Below are 23317 nucleotides of genomic sequence, written 5' to 3'. Positions count from 1 at the left end.
CCCACCCTCGCCGGAGGGCGATGGCGGGGTCCAACACCTGATCAGTGGCCATTGACGCGTCTGTGTTGTTAACTGCGCCGATGCCTCATGACATGGAACCCCGACTGCTGCGCGCGTTCGTCGCCGTCGCCGACGAACTGCACTTCACCCGGGCGGCGGCGCGGCTGTACGTGGCCCAGCAGGCACTGAGCCGGGACATCCGGCGACTGGAACAACGGGTGGGCGGCGAGCTGTTCGCGCGCACCACCCGGCAGGTGACCCTCACGGCGGAGGGCACCCGGCTGCTGCCGTACGCGCGGGCGGTCCTCGCCGCGCACGACGAGCTGGCGGCCGCCTGCGTACGGGAGGAACGGCCGCTGCTCGTCGACGTCGGCGCCAGCGTCGGCGTCCCGTCCCAGGTGCTGACGGCGGCCCGGGAGGCCGCCCCCGAGCAGGAGCTGATCGCCCGGTACCTCAGCGGCCTGACGGGCGCGGCGGGGGAGATCGTCGCCGGCCGCCTGGACGTCTCCTTCGGCCGCGTGGCCGGCCTCGACCCGGCGGTACGGGCCCGGCTCGACCACCAGCCCGTGCGGTACGAGCCGATGGCCGTACTCCTGCCGGAGGACCACCGGCTGGCGGAGCTGCGGGAGGTGCCATGTGGCCAGCTGGCGGGTGAGACCCTCTACGCGGCTGCCGGAAACCCGATGACGGCGGAGTGGACCGACCTCGCGGAAAGGCTCTTCGAGGGGCGGGGAATTCGCGTCGCGGAGCCCTTCCCGGAAATCGAGGGGGACGAGGAGTTCATCCGCGTCATCCGGAAGCGGGGGTGGTCGGTGCTGGCGAGCGTCGAATTCATCGACGTGCCGGGCATGGTGCTGCGACCGCTGGTCGACCCGGTGCCGCTTTCGCCGGTGGCGATGGTGTGGCGGAAAGGCCTGCGGCATCCGGGACTGGACGCGCTCCGGGCGGCGGCGAGTGGGCTGGCCGCGTCACGGGGGTGGCTGGAACGTCCGGGCGGGGCGGGGTGGCTGCCGCCGGGTGACGCGGCGCTGATGGGGACGGATTAGCCCGTCGGCGACACCAGGCGGGCGAGGAATTCCTGCCATGGGCGGTGGGTGAATGAAAGCGCAGGCCGATCGGGGGCATTCGAATCGCGCACCCACACTTCGCGGTGGACGAAAGCGATCTCTACGCAGTTCCCATCGACACCTTGACTGAAGGTGCTCCTGCGCCAAAGTGGCCGAAAAATCTGGTCGCCCACGCGAGTCTCCCTCCCGCTCGGCCGTGATTGATTGCTGACCGGGGAGGGCGCGGCCCGGCTCCCCTGCTATCCCATCAGATTGGCAAGTAATTGGTGATCAGGGAAGGGTGGGCCGGAATACAATTAAATATCTGAGAAATTCGCCATTTGCTCGTATGTGCTGCGGACTGTACGCACCGGGGCCGTACACGCTGTTTGTACGGCCGCGTACCGTTCCGGCGGTGCGGTCCATCGCCTAATCTGAGTTAGGCCCGGCCCCGACTGTGTGTGGCAGAGGAGACGTCATGGGGAACTCGACCTCGGCCGGTCCGTCTCGAGGCGCCAGGCGAGCCTTGTGGTACGTGTACCTACTGGCTGCCGGCATTGCCGCGACGGGCTTCGGAGCCTTGATCGCGGCCGCCACCGGAGGGTCCGTGCTGGTGCACGTACTGGCCTCCGGGGCGGTGGTTGTCGCGGCAGGGTGGATGGCGCCGCCCCTGCTCAGCTGGGTGTATCGCTTGGCTCGCCCTCGTTCGACGGGCTCGCCGGCTCCACGCCGCGCGGGCTCGACCCGGTGAGCGACGATCTGCGGGAAGCGCGCGGCTGACGTCGGCGACTGGCTGCCGCGACGGCGGTGGTGCCCGCGCAGCACCCGGCCACCGTCAGCCAGGCCGAGGGATTCGGTATCAGCAGAAGGGCCACGGTCACCAACGCTCCGGCGCTCAACAGCACGCTGATGACGAGCAGGATCAGGTTCCGTGTCCTGCGGGAGTCCGTCACGATCTCCCGCAGGACGATGACGATGATGTCCCAGGCGCTGGACGAGTCGTCGGGTATCTGGCGTCGGCGGGGGCTCGGCCGCTCGCTACGGCCGGCCATGGTTCCGCAACTCGTTTGTACATCCCCGTAGATGTGCTGCTCCGCCGCGCGTGAAGCCGGGCACGGCAGGGCTGACTATGCTGTTCACGAATCGCTCCGAATCAACCTACTGCTGTAGGCATGGGAGACGGCCTCTCCTACGCCTCTACGCTCACTTCCACCGAGGGCCGGGCCTCCGGGACTCCGTTCATTCCTTCGATCGCCCGGTCGATCAAACGGGGTAGGTCTTCCCGAGGGGCCTGCGCTTCCAGCGCCCAGAATGTTTCCAGGTAGCGGCTGGTCGCTTCGGTGTCGTCACTGAAGACGGAATCCCCGGACGTCTTCTCCAGATAGAGGATGTCGTCCATCTCTCCGTTGAATTCGAGAAGGACGAAGGAGCCTTGCAGGCCGACGTGGGCGCCGACGCTGAAGGGGACGATCTGGATGGAGATGCCGGGGCGGGTCGCCATCTCCTTGAGGTGGAGCAGTTGACTCTTCATTACTCCCGGGCCACCGGTCCAACGATGGATCGCTGCCTCGTCGATGATGAAGAAGAACTCGGGGCGGTGTTCGCTCTCCAGCAACTCCTGTCGCTGGAGTCTGGCTTCGACAGCACGATCCATTCGCTCCCCTGTGATGTGCGGTGCGAAGGCCAGACTCGTCGCCCGCGTGTACTCCTCGATCTGCAGCAGGCCGGGGATCACCAAGGGCTCGAAGGACCGGACGATGCTTGCGGCCACCTCGTACGACAGCAGGTCCATGTAGGGCTTGGGGAGCAGCCCTCGGTACTCCCGGTACGGCATCTTCCGGCTGGCGCGGGCCAGCTCCAGGAAGTAGTCCAGACGCTGCTGGTCGACGATCCCGTACTCGTGGAGCAGCGCCCGTAGGTCGTTGGTGGAGACCCCCACCTGACCGGCTTCGATCCTGATCAGCTTGGAGGGGCTCCAGTCCATCCGGGCAGCCACTTCCAGCTGGGTGAGTCCGGCTTTGGTGCGGGCCTTCTTGAGCTCGGTTCGCAGTTGCCGCCGCTGTACCACGGCGCCCGGAGTAGCCACGATCGCTGGTCCTTCCCCGCAGGACAGGCAATCAGAGACTGCCCTGACGAAATCAGTGTGTGGTCGTTGTCAGCCCTCCGGCAAGTGGCTCGGACGCCACGCGGAAGGTCCTGTCGGGGAGGTGGCACCTCGCCCGCGCGATTTGCCAGCTGGCAGATTGCGCACCGGTTGGCTGCGGGTTGGCAGGAAGGGCACTCCCAGGCAAGATGTTGATCTATTGCCTCATGCCGAATGAGCCTTCACGGGCACGCTTCAAGATCATGCTAATGGGCTAAAAACCGCAGGCCAGAGCCACTCTTGTGCCGTAGGGCTGCGTCGCCGCTGCCTGTGTTGTCGCCTTGCGATTCACTGGCAGGAGCGGACCGGGTGCACTGGGGCGTGTCTCGCGCCCGGGGGCTCACGCGGTGTGACTCGCCTCCGGCGGGGCTGCTGGTGGGTCCGTACCTCCGGGGGACCGCCGACTACTCCACTCGGCGTGCGGTGGGTAGGCCGGTTGGCCCATACGGTACCTAGTCGGCGGTACGGGCGAAGGCCGTGAAGGCCGACCAGGCCTCGGGGGAGAGGGCCAGACGGGGGCCGTCGGGGACCTTGGAGTCACGGACGTGGATGGTGGTGGGGAGGGCTGCAACTTCGACGCAGTTTCCACCCTGCTCGGTGCTGTAACTAGACCTGAACCACGCAAGGTTGTGGCTGAGCTGTGCGCTGGTCATGTCTCTCCTAGCAGCCGGTCCAACAGGCCCTGGGTCTCCTTGGAGTTGAGAGCCTGTGTACGCAGCATTCCATATTTCCGAGTGAGGACACTGACGTCGTCCGGCTCGGAAAAGAGGCGCCCCCCGAGCTGTGCTTCCACATAGGCGAGCTGCTGGTGGCTGGGTGTTTCGAGCAAGACAAAGGGGCCGGAGAGGCCGGCGTGGGAGTTGTAGGCGAGCGGCATGACCTGGATGGAGACGCCCGGCAAGTCGGTGGAGATTCGCAGATGGCGGATCTGCTCGTGCATGACCTTGGAGCCGCCGAGGCGGCAGTGCAGCACGTCCTCGGAGAGGATGAAGCTGAAAGTGACGGGCACCTTGCGATGTAGCAGCTCTTGTCGTTCGATCCGAGCCGCGACGCGAAGTTCGATCTCCTCCTCGCTGAGCGAAGGGGTTGTCGTGCGGAAGGTGGCGCGGGTGTAGTCCTCGGTTTGGAGCAAGCCAGGAATGACCTGGTTCTCGTATGAGTAGTGGGAGATCGCCTCCTTCTCGTACGCCATGAACTCCTCGGCCCAGACGGGGTACCTCTCCCGCGCGGACACGTACTCCACGCCTACCGCCAGTGCGCCGCCCGTCTTCAGGATTCGATCCAACTGTTCCGCCATGTCGGGGAGGAGGGGCCGCCTTCCCTGCTCGATCGAAGCGATCGTCTCTTCGTGCACGCACAGACGATCGGCAAGCCTGCGCTGAGTGAAGCCCGCGTTCGTGCGGAACAGCGCGAGTTGAGCGCCGATGAGCTGCATGGACGTGGACTGCTTCTTGGCGTTCTTCCGGGTCTGCATGGAGACCAACTCCCCACCCATGGGTGCAAATGACCGGTGCGGGACCCGTACAAAAAATCTGTACGGGCTGACGCACTGGTCCACCCTAGTTACCCGCTGCGACCGTTGTGGCATGAAAGACGCGACTCAACTCCCCTACTTCCACAAGCGCTTCTACCGCCGAACTCCCAGATCCGTGCCCATGGCCAGAGACTTCGGCCGCAAGACGCTGGAGCGTTGGGGCCTCACCGACAGGGCCGATGACGTGTTGCTCTGCGTGAGCGAGTTGGCCACGAATGCCCTGCTGCACGGGGTGCCCGTCGGCAGGGGGTTTCTGCTCCACATGTGGCTGCTCGACGATCTCGTCGTGCGACTGGAAATGCACGACAGCGGCGACGGGCGCCCGGTAGCCAGCCTCACCGCTCCGGCGGAGGACGCGCGGGGCCGGGGGCTGCTGCTCGTCGACGCGCTGGCGGACACGTGGGGGGTGGGGGAGCGGGACCCCGGAAAAGTGGTGTGGTGCGAGTTCGCGTGCGCCCCGGCCGAGGGGCAGGCGTGAGGGCCGTGGGCAGGCTCGTCCGGCCGTGCGTGCACCACTCGGGTTGGACGGGGACCGGAGGCGAAGCCCGGTGCGTGGATTGCGGGACGCGGCGGTTCACGGATTACGGGGCGCTGAGGCCGCCGGATTTGCCGGAGGCGGTGACTCCGTCCGATCACGCCCGTTCGACGGCGGACCGGGCGGCTGCCCGGCAGGTGTGGCAGCGCATTCGACTCCGGTTACTCCCTGGGTAGGGTGACCGCCGTGCGAATACAGAACGTGTCAGTTGTCGTGGTCAGTGCGGTGTGCCTGTTGGCCACGGGTTGCTCGGGCGGAAGCTCCGGTAAGAGCGACGGGGCCAAGCCGAAGCCGACCCACACCGTGCTGCCGCAGAGGCTGGACAAGCCGGCGCCCATGCCGGAGGGGACATTGCAGCCTTCCCCGGCCGCCGACGCGTCTTTCAGCGAGAACCTGGCATACGAGTTGCGCCGCAAGACGCAGGCCATGGCGGGGGCGACGGGAAAGATCACCGCCGAGTGCCCCAAGGACGTGGGGTCGAAGAGCGGAACGCAGGCGACGTGCACCACCACCTTTGAGGGCGTCAAGGTGGAGTGGGACGTGAGCATCGGCGGCAAGTCGTCGTTCTCGAACAACTTGGTGGAGTACAAGGCGACCCCGCGCCAGGGCATCCTCACCCGGGACGGTGTCGCCCGCCTCCTCTACGGCAACTATCGCGACAGTATCGATCACGCCCTGTGCAATGACATCCCCAAGGCCGTGGCGGCACCTCTGGGCGTCCAGTCCAAGTACCGCTGCGAAGTCGTCATGAAGGGGAAGGAACCGTTGGGGTACGCCCAGGCCGTGCGGGCCACGGACTCCGGTCCGCGGTACTACTGACGAGTGGTGTAATCCCGCCATGAAGATCAATGAGCTGGTGATTCCCGATTCCTCGGCATGCTCGGCGGCGCTTGAGGTGGCGACCGCCTATTGCTCGCCCGCGTTGCTGAACCACTCGATACGGTCCTACCTCTGGGCGGCGGCCCACGCGAAGGCCTCGGGCATCGCCTTCGACGCGGAACTCCTCTACGTCTCGGCGCTGCTCCACGACCTCGGGCTGGTGAAAGAGTTTGACAGCCACACCGTCCCGTTCGAGGAGGCGGGCGGCCACGTGGCATGGGTCTTCGGGGCGGCGGCCGGGTGGCCCGTCGAGCGGCGGGTGCGGGCCTCCGAGGTGATCGTGCGGCACATGGGGGACGGCGTGGACGTCGCGCAGGACCCGGAGGGGCACCTGCTGGCGTACTCGACGTCGGTGGACATCTCCGGTCGCGGCGCGGACGCGCTGCCCGCGGAGCTGCGCGCCGAGGTGCTGGGCCGCTACCCGCGGCTGGGGCTGGCCGAGGAGTTCACGGCGTGCTTCCGCGAGCAGGCGGACCGCAAGCCGGACAGCGCCGCCGCCGCGGCCATGCGCGGCAACATCGCCGCCCGCATCGCGGCGAACCCGCTCGACGCGTAGCCGCTGCCGCTGACGGCCTCGGCCCACCGTTGCCGGGGCCGGGTGCACCTCCGCTGCGCGGCGGTGTCCTCAATCGCCGGACGGGCTGGTTGTGGCGGGCTCAGCCGCCAAGCGCTCCCTAGGGGTTACGGACTGCCCCTTCGGCCGGGCACCCTAGGGTTGGCGGTAACGCCACAGACCCCCCAGAGGGAAACGGGTGACAGGACACATGGCGGCGGCGAGGGCCTCCTACGACCTGCGGTTCGACTCCGGGCGGCTCTGTCTGGACCTGTTGGCCACCGTCGGCGGCCGACCGGGTGAGGAGCGGCTCGGCAGTGCGGATCAGCTGCGGGACTGGCTGTTCGGGGCCGGGGTCGTGCCGCCCGGCACGCCGCTCGGCGGCGTGGACGCCGGCTGGGTCGGCACGTTTCACGCGGCGCGTGAGCTGTTGCAGCGGGTCGTGCACGCGGAGGTCGACGGGCGGGCCGCCGATGCGGATCTGGAGCGGGTCAACGCCCTCGCCGTGACCGCGCCGCCCGCCGTGCTCGCCGTCCGGGCCGGGGACGGGACGCTCGTCCGTCACATCGCCACCGCGCCCGGCTGCGACGCCCTCGTGGGGCAGGTCGCCCGGGACGCGGTGGATCTGCTCACCGACCCCGTTGCCCGGGGGCAACTGCGGCGGTGCGCGGGGGAGACCTGTTCGCTGGTCTACCTCGACACCTCGCGGGGGCGTCGGCGCCGCTGGTGTTCCAGCGAGGTGTGCGGCAACCGCGAGCGCGTCGCCCGGCACCGGCGGCGCGCGATCGGCGGGTCCGGCCGGGGGTGAATCCCCCGGCCGGGGCACGCCCCACTACTTAGCCACGAACACGTAGTCCGCCTCGTACGGCACTGCCACCTTCGGCTGCCGCTTCGGGTCGCACGCACCCGCCGGGGCCACGCCGCCCCGTGTGTTGAGCCGCAGGATCTCCGTGACCGGGGCGAAGAGACCCCGGGCGGCACCCGACTGCCCGGCCCGCAGGTCGAGTTCGGGAATGTTTCCGTCACCGTTCGGGACCTTGGCGACCAGTTTCCCCGTGACCGCCGAACCGTCGCGCGCGATCCACTGCGGGGCGCCCCCGGACCGTACGAAGGAATGGGCGATGGAACCCCCGAGCGTGGCGCTGACATTGTCCTGAGTGAACCCGTACGTCCCGTCGCCTTTCCTCGTGCACGCGTAGATCTGGGCGCCCTTCACCACCGACGACTGGAAGCTGTTCACGGCGTTCGACATGTCGTGCGGCGCACTCAGTTTGTGGACCTGGCCGCGCACGGCCCCGCCGGGAAATTCGCCGGTGTGGAGATTGAAATAGAAGCCGTTCGGGCCGGACTTCAGCGCGCCGAGCAGCTTCTTGTCCGTGACTTTCACCGTGCCGGTCGCCGTCGAGCGGCCGTCGGGCAGCTTCTTCGCGAAGAAGGGGATTTTGACCGCGCCGTTCTTCCCCCGCGCACCCTGGTGGACGTGCGCGGCCGTGGGCGTCGCGATGCCCCGGAACGAGAAGGCGAACGACACCTCGTCGCCCTGGACGCGCAGGAAGGCGATCGCCCGCCCGTCCTTGTCGCCGACGGCCGGACCGCCCGCCGTGGGCACCTCGTCGATGCCGTTGAGGCTGCCCGCGAAGAACACGGCGTCGCCCCGGTTCGTGGCGCTGAGGGACCCCAACGAGCCCGTCGCGCCGCTCTCGTGGGTGGCGCCGTGCGACTCCGTCCGGCCCGCGCCGTCCTCCTTCGCGTCGGCGGGGATCACCGCGAAGGTGATACCGACGGCGGCTGCGGCCACAGTTGCGCCGGTGGCCAGAACAATGCTCCTGCGCTTCATGATTCGGTCTCTCCCCGTAAAGCGGCCGGTACCCCCTGCAACGGCCTCTCGGGCTGACTTACGGGCCTTTCCGGGCAGCGTTCTCAACCGCGTTCCGAGAGCTGAATCACAGGGCTGCCGTTGAACGCCAAGCCCTTTCGATCCGTACGCCGTTCCGCACGCGATCCTCACGCGATCCCACACCGGAAGTTTCCAAGATTTATCCACCGGCAGTGAGCCGATCACCCGCACCACCCGTATCCAAGCGAGACCACCCGCGCGCTATCGACCTGGGGGATGGCTTGCGCAAGGATGCCGTCGTGGCGGACAGGACGACTCCCGACGAGGAGCTGATGCGGGCGCTCTACGACGAGCACGCCGGCCCGCTCCTGGGCTTCGTGCTGCGCCTGGTCGGAGGCGACCGCCAGCGCGCCGAGGACGTCGTCCAGGAGACGCTGCTGCGCGCCTGGCGCAACGCCGACCGGCTGCGCGGCGCCTCGGGTTCCGTGCGGCCGTGGCTGGTGACCGTCGCCCGGCGCATCGTCATCGACGGCCACCGCAGCCGGCAGTCCCGGCCCCGGGAGGTCGACGCCGGTCCGCTGGAGCTGATACCCGCGGCCGACGAGATCGAGCGGGCGCTGCGCCTGATGACCATTTCCGAGGCACTGGGTGATCTGACCGAAGCACACCGAGAGGCTCTGATCGAGACCTATTTCAAAGGTCGTACGGTGAGCGAGGCGGCGGAAGTGCTGGGCGTACCGGCCGGGACCGTACGGTCCCGGGTCTTCTACGCGCTGCGCTCCATGAAGCTCTCGCTCGAGGAACGGGGAGTGACGGCATGAACCCGCCGGCACAGCACACGGATGTGGGCGCCTACGCACTCGGCGTCCTCGACGAGGCGGACGCCGCCCGCTTCGAGGAGCACCTCGCCGCTTGCGACCGGTGCGCCGCCGAGCTGGACGACCTGATGGGCCTGTCCCCGCTGCTCGACGAACTCAAGGAATCCTCACCCGACCCCGGGGCGCCGGTCACCCGGCCCGGCCCGGCGCTCCTGGACCGGCTGCTGAGCGAGGTCAACGCCGTCCGCCGGGCGCAGCGCACCCGCCGCCTGTGCCTCGTCGCGGCCGCGGCCGCGCTGATCGTCGCGGGCCCCCTGGTCGGCGCCGCCGTCACCGCGCAGGACACGCCCGGCCACAGCACGGTGAGCGCGGCCAAGGAGATGTACGAGGAGGGCGACAAGATCGGCACCGTCGACCCCGTGACCCAGGTCGACGCGACGGTCTCCCTCCAGTCCAAGCCCTGGGGCACCCACGTCGCCCTCAAGCTCGGCAACGTCAAGGGCCCGCTGAGCTGCGACCTCGTCGCCGTCGGCAAGAACGGCGAACGGCAGGTCGTCACCACCTGGGCCGTGCCGCCGGGCGGCTACGGCCTGCCCAAGGCCACGGAGAAGTGGAACAGGGCGCCGCTGTACACGCACGGCGGAGCGGCCCTCAACCGTGATCAGATCGACCGGTTCGAGGTCCGCACGCTCGACGGCAAGCGGCTGGCGACGGTCGACAACGCCTGACGGCCCAGGAGGGCTCCTGAGACGGTCCGCGCGCCCGTCAGCCCATCCGTGGCCGTCTGTCAACGTGTGAACAGTCATAGCAAACCGCTCATGTCCTGACAGGTGCGCTCAGTACCCCTGTTCGCGTACGGTTGACGGCTGCCCTACGCACAGCAGAAGGGGGCCTGGGTGGCCGCGCAGAACGCCACGGACGCGCACGTGGTGACGGAACCGGACGGGGTCCGCGACCGCGAGATCGGTGCCGAACAGCAGCATCTCGACCGGGTGTACCGACGCCTCGAGGAGAAGATCCACGAGGCCGAATTCCTCATGGACGACGCCGCCAAGCGCGGCCAGGTGGGAACGCCTGGAGCGCTCGCCGAGCGGGACGCGCAGGTGTTCCGCGCCGGCGTGCACCTCAACCGGCTGAACAGCGAGTTCGAGGACTTCCTCTTCGGGCGGATCGACTTGCTGCTCGGAAAGGACGGCAAGAAGGGCCCGGACGGGGCGTACACCTCCGTCGAGCCCGCCGACGACGCGGTGCGGGACGACCGGGCGGAGATCGCCGAGACGCTGCACATCGGCCGCATCGGCGTGCTCGACGCGGACTACGCGCCGCTCGTCATCGACTGGCGGGCGCCCGCCGCCGCGCCCTTCTACCGGTCGACCCCGGTGGCGCCGGGCCGGGTGGTCCGCCGCCGGGTGATCCGGTCCAAGGGCCGCAAGGTCCTCGGCGTCGAGGACGACCTGCTGCGCCCCGAGCTGACCGCGACCCTGGACGGCACGGAGCTGGCGGTGGTCGGCGACGGCGCGCTGATGGCCGCGCTCGGCCAGGCCCGCAGTCACACCATGCGGGACATCGTCGCCTCCATCCAGGCCGAGCAGGACATGGTCATCCGCGCGCCCGCCGCGTCGGTGACCGAGGTCGAGGGCGGCCCGGGCACCGGCAAGACCGCCGTCGCCCTGCACCGCGCCGCCTACCTGCTCTACCAGGACCGCAGACGCTACGCGGGCGGCATCCTCGTCGTCTCCCCGACGCCGCTGCTCGTCGCCTACACCGAGGGCGTGCTGCCCTCGCTGGGCGAGGAGGGCCAGGTCGCGATCCGCGCGGTCGGCAATCTGGTCGACGGCGCCGAGGCCGACACGTACGACGAGCCCGCCGTCGCCCGGATCAAGGGCTCCTCGCGCATGCTCAAGGTGCTGCGCAAGGCCGTGCGGGGTGCGCTGGACGCGCCGTCCGCCGCCCCGGCGGCCGCCGCGCCGGCCGAGGACGGCCAGCTGTCGCTGGACGGCCTCGACTCCGCCGCCCCCGCGCCCGGGACACCCGACCGGCTGCGCGTGGTCGCCTTCGGCGGCCGGGTGGAGCTGGGCGCCGACGACCTGCGGCGCATCCGGCAGACCGTGCTCGGCGGCACCGCGCCCGTCAACCTGCTGCGGCCGCGAGCCCGGCGGCTGATCCTGGACGCGCTGTGGTCGAAGTCGGGCGCCGGCAAGCGTTACTCCGACCCGGAGCTGCTGGCCGAGGCGCGGCAGGCCTTCGACGAGGACATCTCCACCGAGGACTACTTCCTCGACTTCCTCGCCGCCTGGTGGCCGGAACTCACCCCGCGCGGGGTGCTCGCCGCGATGGCCGACGAGCGCAGGCTCTCCCGCTGGGCGCGCCGGGTGCTCAACCCGCGCGAGGTCCGGCTGCTGGCCCGGTCGCTCAAGCGGCTGGACGAGCACGGCCGGGGGCCGCTGTCCGTCCACGACGTGGCGCTGCTGGACGAGTTGGAGACGCTCCTCGGCGTCCCCTTCCGGCCCAAGCAGCCGCGCGAGGCGGACCCGCTGGCCCATCTCACCGGGCTGGAGGAGCTGATGCCCGAGCGCTCGGAGACGCGGCGCGAGCGGGCGGAGCGGCTGGCCCTGGAGCGTACGGACTACGCGCACGTCATCGTCGACGAGGCGCAGGACCTGACGCCCATGCAGTGGCGGATGGTCGGCCGCAGGGGCCGTACCGCCACCTGGACGATCGTCGGCGACCCGGCGCAGTCCTCCTGGTCCGACCCGGACGAGGCGGGCGCGGCCCGTGACGAGGCGCTGGGCAGCCGCCCGCGCCGCCGTTTCGAGCTGACGGTGAACTACCGCAACCCGGCCGAGATCGCCGAGCTGGCGGCCAAGGTGCTGGCCCTGGCCATGCCCGGCATGCGCTCCCCGGCGGCGGTCCGCTCGACGGGCGTCGTGCCGCGCTTCGCGGTCGCGGGCGGCGATCTGGCGGCGTCCGTGCGGGACGAGGCGCTGCACCTGCTGGCCGACGTGGACGGCACGGTCGGCGTCGTCGTGCCGATGGGGCGCCGCGCGGAGGCGCGGCGCTGGCTGGCCGGGCTCGGTGACCGGGTGGTCGTGCTGGGCAGCCTGGAGGCGAAGGGCCTGGAGTACGACGCGACGATCGTCGTGACGCCCGCCGAGATCGCCGACGAGTCCCCGGCGGGGCTGCGGGTGCTGTACGTGGCCCTGACCCGTGCGACGCAGCGGCTGACGGTCCTGTCGGGCGAGCGGGACGACCCGGACGCGGAGGGCGTGCCGGATCTTTTGCGGGACTGAACGCTCCGCGGGGTGGCTCCGCCGGCTGCGGGTCGTTGTGCCGCCTGCGGCGGCGAGCGCCCTGCGGGCGCGTCCTCAATCGCCGGACGGGCTGGTTGTGGCTGAGCTCAGCTCAATCAAGCCTGTCCGGCGCTGAGAGCGGCCCGCAGCGTCCGTCCGGATGATCCGCCGGACAGGCTGGTTTCGGCTGAGCTCAGCCACATCGAGCCCGTCCGGCGATTGAGGACAACCACCGGGCAGCGGGGTGCGGACGATACGGCCGCAGCGCCCGTCCGGATGACCCGTCGGAGAGCCAACTCGCGCTACCGGAATCACTTCCCGGGACGGTTTGTTAGCCTGGGTGTGGCACCGGCTCGATCCAAGCCCCCGGGCCCAACCTTAGTCGCTTCGAGCGACCACTTGCCGCGAGGCGAGCATGGCGGGTCGGTGCCACCCAAGCGATATTCGACGGGCGTCCCTCTCAATGGAGAGGGGCGCCCGTCGGCGTTGGCGGCACCGGTCCCACTCGGCCCGCCAGCTCCCGTATGGCGGAAAATTCATTCCGAAAATGGTGGCTGGTTACCGTATACCGGCCAGTAGGTGGGACGATCGGACCCCGCGTTCCTGGGCGACCGCCGAGGCTCGCGCGTATCAAGCGACACAGGGAAAGCAGAGGGAAGTCGGCCATGGCAACGGCGCCTAGCGTCTCGTACTCGATGACGGTCCGACTGGAGGTTCCCGCGAGCGGGACCGCGGTCAGCCAGCTCACCACGGCCGTGGAGTCCTCGGGCGGGTCGGTGACCGGCCTCGACGTCACCGCTTCCGGGCACGAGAAGCTGCGGATCGACGTCACCGTCGCCGCGACCTCCACCGCACACGCCGACGAGATCGTGGGCAAGCTCCGCGGCATCGAGGGCGTCTCGCTGGGCAAGGTCTCCGACCGCACGTTCCTGATGCACCTCGGCGGCAAGATCGAGATGGCGTCCAAGCACCCCATTCGCAACCGCGACGACCTCTCGATGATCTACACCCCCGGCGTCGCCCGCGTCTGCATGGCCATCGCGGAGAACCCCGAGGACGCCCGCCGCCTGACCATCAAGCGCAACTCCGTCGCCGTGGTCACCGACGGCTCCGCCGTCCTCGGCCTGGGCAACATCGGCCCCAAGGCCGCCCTGCCCGTCATGGAAGGCAAAGCCGCCCTCTTCAAGCGCTTCGCCGGCATCGACGCCTGGCCCATCTGCCTCGACACCCAGGACTCCGACGAGATCGTCGCCATCGTCAAGGCCATCGCCCCCGGCTTCGCCGGCATCAACCTCGAGGACATCTCCGCCCCCCGCTGCTTCGAGATCGAAGCCCGCCTGCGCGAAGCCCTCGACATCCCCGTCTTCCACGACGACCAGCACGGCACCGCCATCGTCGTCCTCGCCTCCCTCACCAACGCCCTGCGCGTCGTCGGCAAGAACATCAGCGACGTACGCGTCGTCATGTCCGGCGCCGGCGCGGCCGGCACCGCGATCCTGAAGCTCCTGATCGCGGCCGGCGTCAAGCACGCCGTCGTCGCCGACATCCACGGCGTCGTCCACGCCGCCCGCGAGGACCTCGTCGCCGCGAGCCCCGGCTCCGCGCTGCGCTGGATCGCCGACAACACCAACCCCGAAGGCGTCACCGGCACCCTCAAGGAAGCCGTGCGCGGCGCGGACGTCTTCATCGGCGTCTCCGCCCCCAACGTGCTGAACGGGGAGGATGTGGCCGCCATGGCCGAGGGCGCCATCGTCTTCGCGCTCGCCAACCCCGACCCCGAGGTCGAGCCCGGCATCGCCCGCCAGACCGCCGCCGTCGTCGCCACCGGCCGCTCCGACTTCCCCAACCAGATCAACAACGTCCTGGTCTTCCCCGGCGTCTTCCGCGGCCTGCTCGACGCCCAGTCCCGCACCGTCAACACCGACATGATGCTCGCCGCCGCCACCGCCCTCGCCAACGTCGTCACCGAGGACGAACTCAACGCGAACTACATCATCCCCAGCGTCTTCAACGACAAGGTCGCAGGCGCGGTCGCAGGCGCCGTCCGCGAGGCCGCCAAGGCCGCCGGAGCGTCTGTGACAGGCACCACGACCCTCTGAGCACGGCGCGTCGCATGGCGCGGGGCTCCTGACGCCCCCATAAGGTGGCGGGCAGAAATCAGCCGCAGAGATGCGGCCGTATCCGAGGCTGTGGCGCTTTCCGTGTGACTCTCCAGGGTGCCGGATTGGCTTTCCCGCCACTGGTGGGGGCAGGATGCGTAACTGGGCGCGAGGGTCTGGCAACAGACCCGGGTCCGGGGACTGTCCGAGGGCCCTGGCAGCATCGGCTTCGATCTCACGCCTCATTGGCAAGAAGAACACGGGAGTACAACATGAACCGCAGTGAGCTGGTGGCCGCGCTGGCCGACCGCGCAGAGGTGACCCGCAAGGACGCCGACGCCGTTCTGGCCGCCCTCGCCGAGACCGTCGGTGAGGTCGTCGCCAAGGGCGACGAGAAGGTCACCATCCCCGGCTTCCTGACCTTCGAGCGCACCCACCGCGCCGCTCGCACCGCTCGTAACCCGCAGACGGGCGAGCCGATCCAGATCGCTGCCGGCTACAGCGTGAAGGTCTCCGCGGGCTCCAAGCTGAAGGAAGCCGCCAAGGGCAAGTAAGGCCTGAAGACGCTGAAAGGGCGGTCACCCCCGAGGGGGTGACCGCCCTTTCAGCGTCCCTGCGGCCCTGTAAAGGCCATTACAGGCCCTTCCAGAGCCGCGAAAGCCCGTACGGCCCTCGTGGGGCTGTACGGGCTTCAGCGCGGCTGTACGGGCCTTACGGCCCGTCAGACGTCAGACCTGCTGTGCTGTTCCGGGGGCAACCCCCGGACCCCCGGCCGGGCGAGTGCTCGGCCGGGCGTCACGCGTCAGGCGTGGTTGTGGTTGCCGTTCGGCAGTTCCACGTGCGCGCCCAGGTCCGCGAGCTTCGTCATGAAGTTCTCGTAGCCGCGGTTGATCAGGTCGATGCCGTGCACCCGGGACGTGCCCTGGGCCGCCAGCGCCGCGATCAGGTACGAGAAGCCGCCGCGGAGGTCGGGGATGACCAGGTCGGCGCCCTGCAGCTTGGTGGGGCCGGAGACGACCGCCGAGTGCAGGAAGTTGCGCTGGCCGAAGCGGCACGCCGAGCCGCCGAGGCACTCGCGGTAGAGCTGGATGTGCGCACCCATCTGGTTGAGCGCGGACGTGAAGCCCAGCCGCGACTCGTACACCGTCTCGTGGACGATGGACAGGCCCGAGGCCTGCGTCAGGGCGACGACCAGCGGCTGCTGCCAGTCCGTCTGGAAGCCCGGGTGGACGTCCGTCTCCAGCGCGATGGCGTTGAGCGGGCCGCCCGGGTGCCAGAAGCGGATGCCCTCGTCGTCTATCTCGAAGGCACCGCCGACCTTGCGGTAGGTGTTGAGGAAGGTCATCATCGAGCGCTGCTGGGCGCCGCGCACGTAGATGTTGCCCTCGGTGGCCAGCGCCGCGCTCGCCCAGGAGGCCGCCTCCAGGCGGTCCGGCAGGGCGCGGTGGTTGTAGCCGCCGAGCGAGTCGACACCGGTGATCCGGATGGTCCGGTCGGTGTCCATGGAGATGATCGCGCCCATCTTCTGCAGTACGCAGATGAGGTCCTCGATCTCTGGCTCCACGGCCGCGTTGGACAGCTCCGTGACGCCCTCCGCCAGCACGGCGGTCAGCAGCACCTGCTCGGTCGAACCGACCGAGGGGTACGGCAGGCGGATCTTGCAGCCGCGCAGCCGCTGCGGAGCCTCCAGGTACTGCCCGTCCTCGCGCTTCTCGATGGTCGCACCGAACTGGCGCAGCACCTCGAAGTGGAAGTCGATCGGCCGACCGCCGATGTCGCAGCCGCCCAGGCCCGGGATGAACGCGTGGCCCAGCCGGTGCAGCAGCGGGCCGCAGAAGAGGATCGGGATGCGGGAGGAGCCGGCGTGCGCGTCGATGTCGGCGACGTTGGCGCTCTCCACGTGCGAGGGGTCCAGGACCAGCTCACCGGGCTCGTCACCGGGGCGCACCGTCACACCGTGCAGCTGCAGCAGTCCGCGGACCACCCGCACGTCACGGATGTCGGGGACGTTGCGCAGTCGGCTGGGTCCGCTGCCGAGCAGCGCGGCGACCATGGCCTTCGGCACGAGGTTCTTCGCGCCGCGGACACGGATCTCGCCCTCGAGCGGGGTGCCGCCGTGGACAAGCAGTACATCGTCAGGGCCGGTCATGGATCTCGCGTTCCTGGAGTTGGGCAGGGGGCAAGAAGAAAGGGTAATGCGACCGGAGGGCCCTTCTGTTAGCCCTGGGGGCCTCTTCTTACGTCATGGCTTTGCAACAACACGCTGTGTTTATGGAATGGTCGCTACCGGTTATCGGCGCGGTGGCCATTTTCATACCCTTCTCATCCAACTCGGGACAACCCCGGCTTCGGACTCGCCGTCCACTCCCCGAACCGGCCGGAAATGCGGGATCATGTGGCCATGACCGAGGTGTCCTCGCTCACAGGACGGCTGCTTGTCGCGACTCCGGCGCTCGCTGACCCGAACTTCGACCGCGCGGTGGTGCTGCTCCTCGACCACGACGAGGCGGGCTCCCTCGGAGTCGTCCTCAACCGCCCGACCCCGGTCGGCGTGGGCGACATCCTGGCGTCCTGGGCCGCGCTGACCGGCGAGCCGGGCGTGGTCTTCCAGGGCGGACCCGTCTCGCTGGACTCGGCGCTGGGGGTGGGTGTGGTGCCGGGCGAGCCGCACGACCGCAGCAGTCCGGGCCTGAAGGCCGCCAGGGGAGGCCCCGGGGAGACGGCGGAGGCTGCGGACGCGGCGGACACGGTCGTGGCCGGCGACGGCCCACTCGGATGGCGCAGGGTCCACGGCGCCATCGGACTGGTCGACCTGGAGGCACCGCCGGAGCTGCTGGCGGCGGCCCTCGGCAGCCTGCGGATCTTCGCGGGCTACGCGGGCTGGGGCCCCGGCCAGCTGGAGGAAGAGCTGGTCGAGGGCGCTTGGTACGTGGTCGAGTCCGAGCCGGGTGACGTCTCCTCGCCGGACCCCGAGCAGCTCTGGCGGGCCGTGCTGCGCCGCCAGCGCAACGAGCTCGCGATGGTCGCCACCTACCCGGACGACCCGAGCCTCAACTGAGGCGGCCGGGTTTCTCCGGGTAGCCGGTCCGCCACCGCCCGGTGAGCCCGGTTCCGGCTCCCGCGAGCCGACCGCGCGCCCCGCCGGACGGGTGTTTTCCGGCCACGGCCCCGGGTGTGTCGTACCGCTCACCGAAGGGAGGCGCGGCGGCCGGGCCGGGGCGGGCCCGGTGGCGTCCCACCCCAGTACTCTTGGAAACCATGAGCACTCTTGAGCCCGAGCGCGGGGCAGGGACCGGCACCCTCGTAGAGCCGACGCCGCAGGTGTCGCACGGCGACGGCGACCACGAGCGCTACGCCCATTACGTCCAGAAGGACAAGATCATGGAGAGCGCGCTCTCCGGTTCTCCGGTCGTGGCACTGTGCGGCAAGGTCTGGGTCCCCGGGCGCGACCCGAAGAAGTACCCGGTCTGTCCCATGTGCAAGGAGATCTTCGAGACCATGGGCCCCGGTGGCGACAAGGACAAGGGCGGCAAGGGCGGCGACAAGAAGTAGCCCCCGCCCCACCCCTTCTCCTCGTCGGTGGGCTTCGAGCCCCTCCGCCGGTCGGTGACGGCCCTCTTACGGCCCCTGGGACGCGCAGTCGCGCGTCCCAGGGGCCGTACGCGTTGCACGGGGTGCTTCTGCCGGTCACGAAGTGATCGCGGGACCGGGCCGACCGTCGCAGAACCCTTGTCGGGCCGGTTCGGCCGCCCCTAGCCTCCTCCCAGTTGTGCAAAGCGAAACGCCCATTGCGTATGTTGCAACGCCAATCGGGAGGGGACCTCCATGCCGCTGTCCGCCCGCGTCACCGCCCCGGCGGTGCTCCTCGCGGCGGCGGGGCTCACCGCCGTCACCGCGTGCGCCCCCGCCACCTCCGTCAACGGCGCGCGGGGCGACGCGCGGACCGGCACGCTGCGCGTCTGGCTCTTCCGCGAAGTCGACAACAAACCCAAGGAGGCGGTGGTCCGCGAGGCCGTCGCCGCCTTCACCGCCGATCACCGGGGCGTCAAGGTCGACGTCGCCTACATTCCCGTCGACACCCGCGCCCAGCGGATCAAGGCCGCCTTCAACGACCCGAAGAGCGCCCCCGACCTCGTCGAGTACGGCAACACCGACACCGCCGGGTACGTGCGGGACGGCGGACTCGCCGACGTCACCGCCGACCTCGCCACCTGGGCCGACGCCAAGGACACCGACCCGGCGGCCAAGAGGTCCGTGACCGTGGACGGCAAGCAGTACGGTGCGCCGCTGTTCGTGGGCGTCCGGGCGCTGTACTACCGCACCGACGTCTTCCGCGAGCTGGGACTCAAACCCCCGGAAACCCTGGACGGGCTGGCCGCCACGGCACGGACGATCCACAAGGAACGCCCCGGGCTCTACGGCCTGGTGGTGGGCGGCGCCTACACCTACGGGGCCATGCCCTTCGTCTGGGCGCACGGCGGCGACATGGCGAGGCGTCAGGGCCGCCGCTACGTCTCCGCCCTCGACAGTGACACCGCGAAGAAGGGCATCAAGGCCTACACGGACCTCTTCGGCGCGCAGAACTGCCCCGCGAGCAAGTGCGCCCGGATGGGGGGCAACGACACCGTGCAGGCCTTCGCGTCCGGCAAGGCCGCCATGGCCATCGGCGGGGACTTCAGCCACCGGGCCGTCGAGAACGGCAAGGTCAAGGGCTCCTACGCGGTCGTGCCCCTGCCCGGTGTGAGGCGGGGGCAGATAGCCCCGGCCTTCGCGGGCGGGAACAACCTCGGGGTGCTCAAGAGCAGCGCGCACCGCACGCTCGCCGTGGACCTGATGAAGTCCCTGGCCGGCAAGCGCACCCAGGCCCGACTCTTCGACGCCATGGGCTTTCTGCCCACCTACACCGACGTACGGCGCGAAGCCGCACGCCGGCAGCCCTTCGTCGAACCCTTCGTCCGCACCCTCGCGGCGGGCGCGAAGTCGGTGCCCGCCTCACCGGGCTGGGCGGCCGTCGACGCCGGGCAGGTGCTGCCGACCATGTTCCAGGAGATCGTGAGCGGCCGGAGGAGCGTCGACGCGGCGGCCGGACGGGCGGCCCGGAAGATGAACGAGGCGTTCGCGAAGTGAGCGGCCGACAGCACGGCGCCGGGCGCTGGACGCCCTGGCTCTACCTCGCCCCCGCCCTCGTCGTCCTCGGCGGGCTGCTCCTCTACCCCATCTACCAACTGGGCCTCATCTCCTTCCTCGAATACACCCAGGCCCAGGTCAGCGGAGGCGAGCCCACCAGCTTCCGGGGCCTGGCCAACTACCGCGAGCTCTTCACCGACGGCCAGTTCCGGCAGGTCCTCGCCGCCACCGTGGTCTTCGCGGCCGCCTGCGTCGCGGCCACCCTGGCCGTCGGCTGCGCCCTGGCCGTCCTCCTCACCAAGGTCCGCGCCCTGCCCCGCCTGGCGCTGATGCTCGCCGCGCTCGGGGCGTGGGCCACGCCCGCCGTCACCGGCTCGACGGTGTGGCTCTTCCTCTTCGATCCCGACTTCGGCCCGGTCGACAAGGCCCTGACCTGGATGGGCCTGAGCGGCTTCGACGGCTACGCGTGGACCTACGACCGCTACAGCGCCTTCGCGCTCGTCCTGCTCGAGATCGTGTGGTGCTCGTTCCCGTTCGTCATGGTCACCGTCTACGCCGGTATCCGCGCGATACCGGACGAGGTGCTGGAGGCGGCCGCGCTCGACGGCGCGTCGCAGTGGCGGATCTGGCGCGACGTCATGGCGCCGATGCTCCGGCCGATCCTGATGGTGGTCACCATCCAGTCGGTCATCTGGGACTTCAAGGTCTTCACCCAGATCTATGTGATGACCAACGGCGGAGGCATCGCCGGACAGAACATGACGCTGAACGTCTACGCCTACCAGAAGGCCTTCGCCTCCTCGCAGTACAGCCTCGGCTCGGCGATCGGAGTGGTGATGCTGCTGATCCTGCTGACCGTCACGGTCGGCTATCTGCGGATGCTGCGGCGGCAGGGGGAGGAGATATGACCCGGCCCTGGCGGTTCGCGGCGGAGGCGGTGGCGCTGCTGACGGCGGCCGTGGTCGCCTTCCCGCTGTACTGGATGGTGCTGTCGGCCTTCAAACCGGAGGGCGAGGTGCAGAGCGACCGGCCGCGCCCCTGGACGCTGCACCCCACCCTGGACGCCTTCCGGCGGGTCTTCGGGCAGCAGGACTTCGGGCGGTACTTCCTCAACAGCCTGCTGGTCGCGGCCGTCGTCGTCCTCGCCTCGGCGATCGTCGCCTTCCTCGCGGCGACCGCCGTGACCCGCTTCCGCTTCCGCTTCCGGACCACGCTGCTCGTCATGTTCCTCGTCGCGCAGATGGTGCCGGTGGAAGCGCTGGCGATCCCCTTGTTCTTCCTCATGCGGGACGCGGGCGAGGTGGTGCCGGCGATCGGCCTCAACACGCTCGGCTCGCTGATCCTGCCGCACCTCGCCTTCTCCCTGCCGTTCGCCGTGTGGATGCTGCGCGGGTTCGTCAAAGCGGTGCCGGAGGCGCTGGAGGAGGCCGCCCACCTCGACGGCGCGAGCCGGACGCGGTTCCTGTGGCAGATCCTCTTTCCCCTGGTCTTCCCGGGGCTGGTGGCGACGAGCGTCTTCTCCTTCATCTCCACCTGGAACGACTTCCTCTTCGCCCGGTCCTTCATCGTCAGCGCCACGGAGAACTCGACGCTGCCGATGGCCCTCCTGGTCTTCTTCAAGGACGAGGGCAACGACTGGGGCGGCATCATGGCCGCCTCGACCGTCATGACCCTCCCCGTGCTGCTCTTCTTCGTACTCGTACAGCGCCGACTGGTCTCGGGCCTCGGCGGCGCGGTCAAGGATTGACGCCATGAATGACACCGGTACGGATCTGATCCCCGCACCCCGCCACATCCGCGACACGCTGCCCGGGGGCGGTACGGGCCATGTGATCGACGAGGACACCGAGATCGACGCGGGACCCGGCACCGAGCGCGTGGCGCGGTGGCTGCGCGCCACGGTGGGCACGGCGACCGGGCTGCCGCTCGCCCCGCACGGGGACAGCGCCAACCGCATCCTGCTGCGGATCGCACCCGAGCTCGCCGATGAGCTCGGCGGGCCCGAGGCGTACCGGGTCGCTGTCGACGGCTACCTCGTCGCCATCGACGGGGCGAGCGAGACCGGTCTGTTCTGGGGCGCCCAGACCCTGCGTCAGCTGCTCGGCCCGGAGGCCTTCCGGCGGGCGCCCGTGACAGCGAGGACCGAATGGGCGCTGCGCGCCCTCGTCATCGAGGACGCACCCCGCTTCGCCTGGCGCGGCGCGATGCTCGACGTCGCCCGGCACTTCCTGCCCAAGGGCGACGTCCTCGCCTACGTCGACCTGCTCGCCGCGCACAAGCTCAACGTCCTGCACCTGCACCTCACCGACGACCAGGGCTGGCGGCTGGAGATCAAGCGCCATCCGAGGCTCACCGAGGTCGGCGCGTGGCGGGCACGGACCAAGGTCGGGCACCGGGCGTCCCCGCTCTGGGACGAGCGGCCGCACGGCGGCTACTACACACAGGACGACATGCGCGAGATCGTCGCCTACGCCGCCGAACGGCACATCACCGTCGTCCCCGAGATCGATATGCCCGGCCACTCGCAGGCCGCCATCGCCGCGTACCCCGAACTGGGCAACACCGACGTCATCGACACCACCTCGCTCTCCGTCTGGGACACCTGGGGCGTCAATCCGAACGTACTCGCCCCCACTGACACCACCCTCGCCTTCTACGAGGACGTCCTGACGGAGGTTCTCGAAATCTTCCCCTCGCCGTTCGTCCACATCGGCGGCGACGAGTGCCCCAAGGAGCAGTGGCGGGCCTCACCGACCGCCCAGGCACGGATCGCGGAAGAAGGGCTGGCGGACGAGGACGAGTTGCAGAGCTGGTTCATCCGCCACTTCGACCGCTGGCTCACCGGGCGCGGCCGACGCCTCGTCGGCTGGGACGAGATCCTGGAAGGCGGCTTGGCGGAGGGCGCCACCGTGTCGTCCTGGCGGGGCTACGCGGGCGGGATCGCCGCCGCACGGGCGGGGCATGACGTCGTGATGTGTCCCGAGCAGCAGGTCTATCTCGACCACCGGCAGGCCGCCGGGGACGACGAACCCGTCCCCATCGGCTTCGTCCGCACCCTGGAGGACGTCTACCGCTTCGAGCCCGTACCGCCCGAACTCGACGCCGACGGGGCCGAGCGCGTCATCGGCACCCAGGCCAACATCTGGACCGAGGTCATGGAGAGCCGGCAGCGCGTCGACTATCAGACCTTCCCGCGCCTGGCCGCCTTCGCCGAGGTCGCCTGGTCCCGTCTGCCCGCCCCCGAGGCCCGCGACTTCGCGGCCTTCGAACGCCGCATGACCGGCCACTACGCCCGCCTCGACGCCCTCGGCGTCGACTACCGACCGCCCGGCGGCCCGCGGCCCTGGCAGCGCAGGCCCGGCGTGCTCGGACGCCCGATCGAGGGCGCGCCCCCAATCGTGTGAGCCATGCCGGAAGGTGACCGCCCGCGCGGTTCGCCCCTGGCACGGTGGTCCC

General features: G+C 70.0%; 24 protein-coding genes. 17 read left to right on the top strand and 7 right to left on the bottom strand.

Annotation, left to right across the window (positions count from 1 at the left end):
* Positions 1-80: 80 nt before the first annotated feature.
* Positions 81-1046, top strand: coding sequence for a LysR family transcriptional regulator (locus JO379_RS13125; RefSeq protein ID WP_209515048.1), 966 nt, complete (start codon positions 81-83; stop codon positions 1044-1046).
* On the opposite strand, the gene JO379_RS33235 is transcribed toward JO379_RS13125, so the two are convergent.
* The 5 genes from JO379_RS33235 to JO379_RS13100 all read right to left on the bottom strand — a co-directional run bounded on the left by JO379_RS33235 (position 1043) and on the right by JO379_RS13100 (position 4663).
* A complete protein-coding gene (locus JO379_RS33235) occupies positions 1043-1240 on the bottom strand; it encodes a DUF397 domain-containing protein (protein WP_207303912.1) in 198 nt (65 codons plus the stop codon). The two genes, JO379_RS13125 and JO379_RS33235, sit on opposite strands and share 4 nt — an antisense overlap.
* A gap of 480 nt (positions 1241-1720) precedes the next feature.
* On the bottom strand, positions 1721-2098 hold the full coding sequence (locus tag JO379_RS13115) for a hypothetical protein (RefSeq protein WP_130878104.1): 378 nt from the start codon (positions 2096-2098) through the stop codon (positions 1721-1723).
* 137 nt (positions 2099-2235) lie between these two features.
* The gene (locus JO379_RS13110; RefSeq protein WP_165451540.1) at positions 2236-3132 is read right to left on the bottom strand and encodes a helix-turn-helix domain-containing protein; all 897 of its coding nucleotides are present in this window, start codon (positions 3130-3132) and stop codon (positions 2236-2238) included.
* Between the two features lie 509 nt (positions 3133-3641).
* Complete coding sequence (locus JO379_RS13105) at positions 3642-3842, bottom strand: DUF397 domain-containing protein (protein WP_209515046.1); 201 nt, start codon at positions 3840-3842, stop codon at positions 3642-3644.
* Positions 3839-4663, bottom strand: coding sequence for a helix-turn-helix domain-containing protein (locus JO379_RS13100; RefSeq protein WP_245381451.1), 825 nt, complete (start codon positions 4661-4663; stop codon positions 3839-3841). The genes JO379_RS13105 and JO379_RS13100 overlap by 4 nt, the downstream gene beginning before the upstream one ends.
* Positions 4664-4775: 112 nt before the next feature.
* Between JO379_RS13100 and JO379_RS13095 the strand changes: the two genes are divergently transcribed.
* The 5 genes from JO379_RS13095 (at position 4776) to JO379_RS13080 (ending at position 7498) form a co-directional block, all read left to right on the top strand.
* On the top strand, positions 4776-5201 hold the full coding sequence (locus JO379_RS13095; RefSeq protein WP_130878101.1) for an ATP-binding protein: 426 nt from the start codon (positions 4776-4778) through the stop codon (positions 5199-5201).
* Positions 5123-5434: a DUF6255 family natural product biosynthesis protein gene (locus JO379_RS34125; RefSeq protein WP_372449076.1), complete on the top strand. Its 312-nt coding sequence runs from the start codon at positions 5123-5125 to the stop codon at positions 5432-5434. The genes JO379_RS13095 and JO379_RS34125 overlap by 79 nt, the downstream gene beginning before the upstream one ends.
* Before the next feature lie 10 nt (positions 5435-5444).
* Positions 5445-6077: a hypothetical protein gene (locus tag JO379_RS13090; RefSeq protein ID WP_307841981.1), complete on the top strand. Its 633-nt coding sequence runs from the start codon at positions 5445-5447 to the stop codon at positions 6075-6077.
* 19 nt (positions 6078-6096) lie between these two features.
* Positions 6097-6693: an HD domain-containing protein gene (locus JO379_RS13085; protein WP_130878099.1), complete on the top strand. Its 597-nt coding sequence runs from the start codon at positions 6097-6099 to the stop codon at positions 6691-6693.
* Between the two features lie 208 nt (positions 6694-6901).
* A complete protein-coding gene (locus JO379_RS13080) occupies positions 6902-7498 on the top strand; it encodes a CGNR zinc finger domain-containing protein (protein WP_130878098.1) in 597 nt (198 codons plus the stop codon).
* A 24-nt stretch (positions 7499-7522) separates the two neighbouring features.
* Here the strand turns inward: JO379_RS13080 and JO379_RS13075 are convergent, their stop codons facing one another.
* The gene (locus JO379_RS13075) at positions 7523-8527 is read right to left on the bottom strand and encodes a CHRD domain-containing protein (RefSeq protein WP_209515044.1); all 1005 of its coding nucleotides are present in this window, start codon (positions 8525-8527) and stop codon (positions 7523-7525) included.
* A 332-nt stretch (positions 8528-8859) separates the two neighbouring features.
* On the opposite strand from JO379_RS13075, the gene JO379_RS13070 reads away from it, so the two are divergent.
* The 5 genes from JO379_RS13070 to JO379_RS13050 all read left to right on the top strand — a co-directional run bounded on the left by JO379_RS13070 (position 8860) and on the right by JO379_RS13050 (position 15288).
* Positions 8860-9348, top strand: a complete 489-nt coding sequence (locus JO379_RS13070; RefSeq protein WP_242626090.1) for a sigma-70 family RNA polymerase sigma factor — start codon at positions 8860-8862, stop codon at positions 9346-9348.
* On the top strand, positions 9345-10073 hold the full coding sequence (locus tag JO379_RS13065; RefSeq protein WP_130878095.1) for an anti-sigma factor family protein: 729 nt from the start codon (positions 9345-9347) through the stop codon (positions 10071-10073). The genes JO379_RS13070 and JO379_RS13065 overlap by 4 nt, the downstream gene beginning before the upstream one ends.
* 168 nt (positions 10074-10241) lie before the next feature.
* Positions 10242-12635, top strand: a complete 2394-nt coding sequence (locus JO379_RS13060) for a HelD family protein (RefSeq protein WP_209515042.1) — start codon at positions 10242-10244, stop codon at positions 12633-12635.
* A 665-nt stretch (positions 12636-13300) separates the two neighbouring features.
* On the top strand, positions 13301-14734 hold the full coding sequence (locus JO379_RS13055) for an NAD-dependent malic enzyme (protein ID WP_209515041.1): 1434 nt from the start codon (positions 13301-13303) through the stop codon (positions 14732-14734).
* 272 nt (positions 14735-15006) lie between these two features.
* Entirely contained in the window at positions 15007-15288 is a 282-nt protein-coding gene (locus JO379_RS13050; protein WP_004951951.1) for an HU family DNA-binding protein, read from the top strand.
* A gap of 248 nt (positions 15289-15536) precedes the next feature.
* Here JO379_RS13050 and murA read toward each other — a convergent pair whose 3' ends face one another.
* Entirely contained in the window at positions 15537-16883 is a 1347-nt protein-coding gene (gene murA / locus JO379_RS13045; protein WP_130878078.1) for a UDP-N-acetylglucosamine 1-carboxyvinyltransferase, read from the bottom strand.
* A gap of 252 nt (positions 16884-17135) precedes the next feature.
* Between murA and JO379_RS13040 the strand changes: the two genes are divergently transcribed.
* From JO379_RS13040 to JO379_RS13015, 6 genes are all read left to right on the top strand, one after another.
* Positions 17136-17792, top strand: a complete 657-nt coding sequence (locus tag JO379_RS13040; RefSeq protein WP_130878077.1) for a YqgE/AlgH family protein — start codon at positions 17136-17138, stop codon at positions 17790-17792.
* Positions 17793-17992: 200 nt separating this feature from the next.
* Positions 17993-18286, top strand: coding sequence for a DUF3039 domain-containing protein (locus JO379_RS13035; RefSeq protein WP_130878076.1), 294 nt, complete (start codon positions 17993-17995; stop codon positions 18284-18286).
* Positions 18287-18559: 273 nt separating this feature from the next.
* Positions 18560-19861 carry an extracellular solute-binding protein gene (locus JO379_RS13030; RefSeq protein WP_209515040.1) on the top strand — a complete coding sequence of 434 codons (1302 nt, stop codon included), beginning with the start codon at positions 18560-18562 and terminating at the stop codon, positions 19859-19861.
* Positions 19858-20769 carry a carbohydrate ABC transporter permease gene (locus tag JO379_RS13025; RefSeq protein ID WP_209515039.1) on the top strand — a complete coding sequence of 304 codons (912 nt, stop codon included), beginning with the start codon at positions 19858-19860 and terminating at the stop codon, positions 20767-20769. The genes JO379_RS13030 and JO379_RS13025 overlap by 4 nt, the downstream gene beginning before the upstream one ends.
* A complete protein-coding gene (locus JO379_RS13020; RefSeq protein ID WP_130878073.1) occupies positions 20766-21608 on the top strand; it encodes a carbohydrate ABC transporter permease in 843 nt (280 codons plus the stop codon). The genes JO379_RS13025 and JO379_RS13020 overlap by 4 nt, the downstream gene beginning before the upstream one ends.
* A gap of 4 nt (positions 21609-21612) precedes the next feature.
* Positions 21613-23265 (top strand): beta-N-acetylhexosaminidase, encoded by a 1653-nt coding sequence (locus JO379_RS13015; RefSeq protein WP_209515038.1) that lies wholly within the window; start codon positions 21613-21615, stop codon positions 23263-23265.
* Positions 23266-23317 lie beyond the last annotated feature (52 nt).

Origin of the sequence: Streptomyces syringium, from assembly GCF_017876625.1 — a bacterium.
Lineage (GTDB): Bacteria > Actinomycetota > Actinomycetes > Streptomycetales > Streptomycetaceae > Streptomyces > Streptomyces syringius.
Note: the sequence above shows the minus strand (reverse complement) of the source record. Positions and strands in the feature narration are given on the sequence as shown.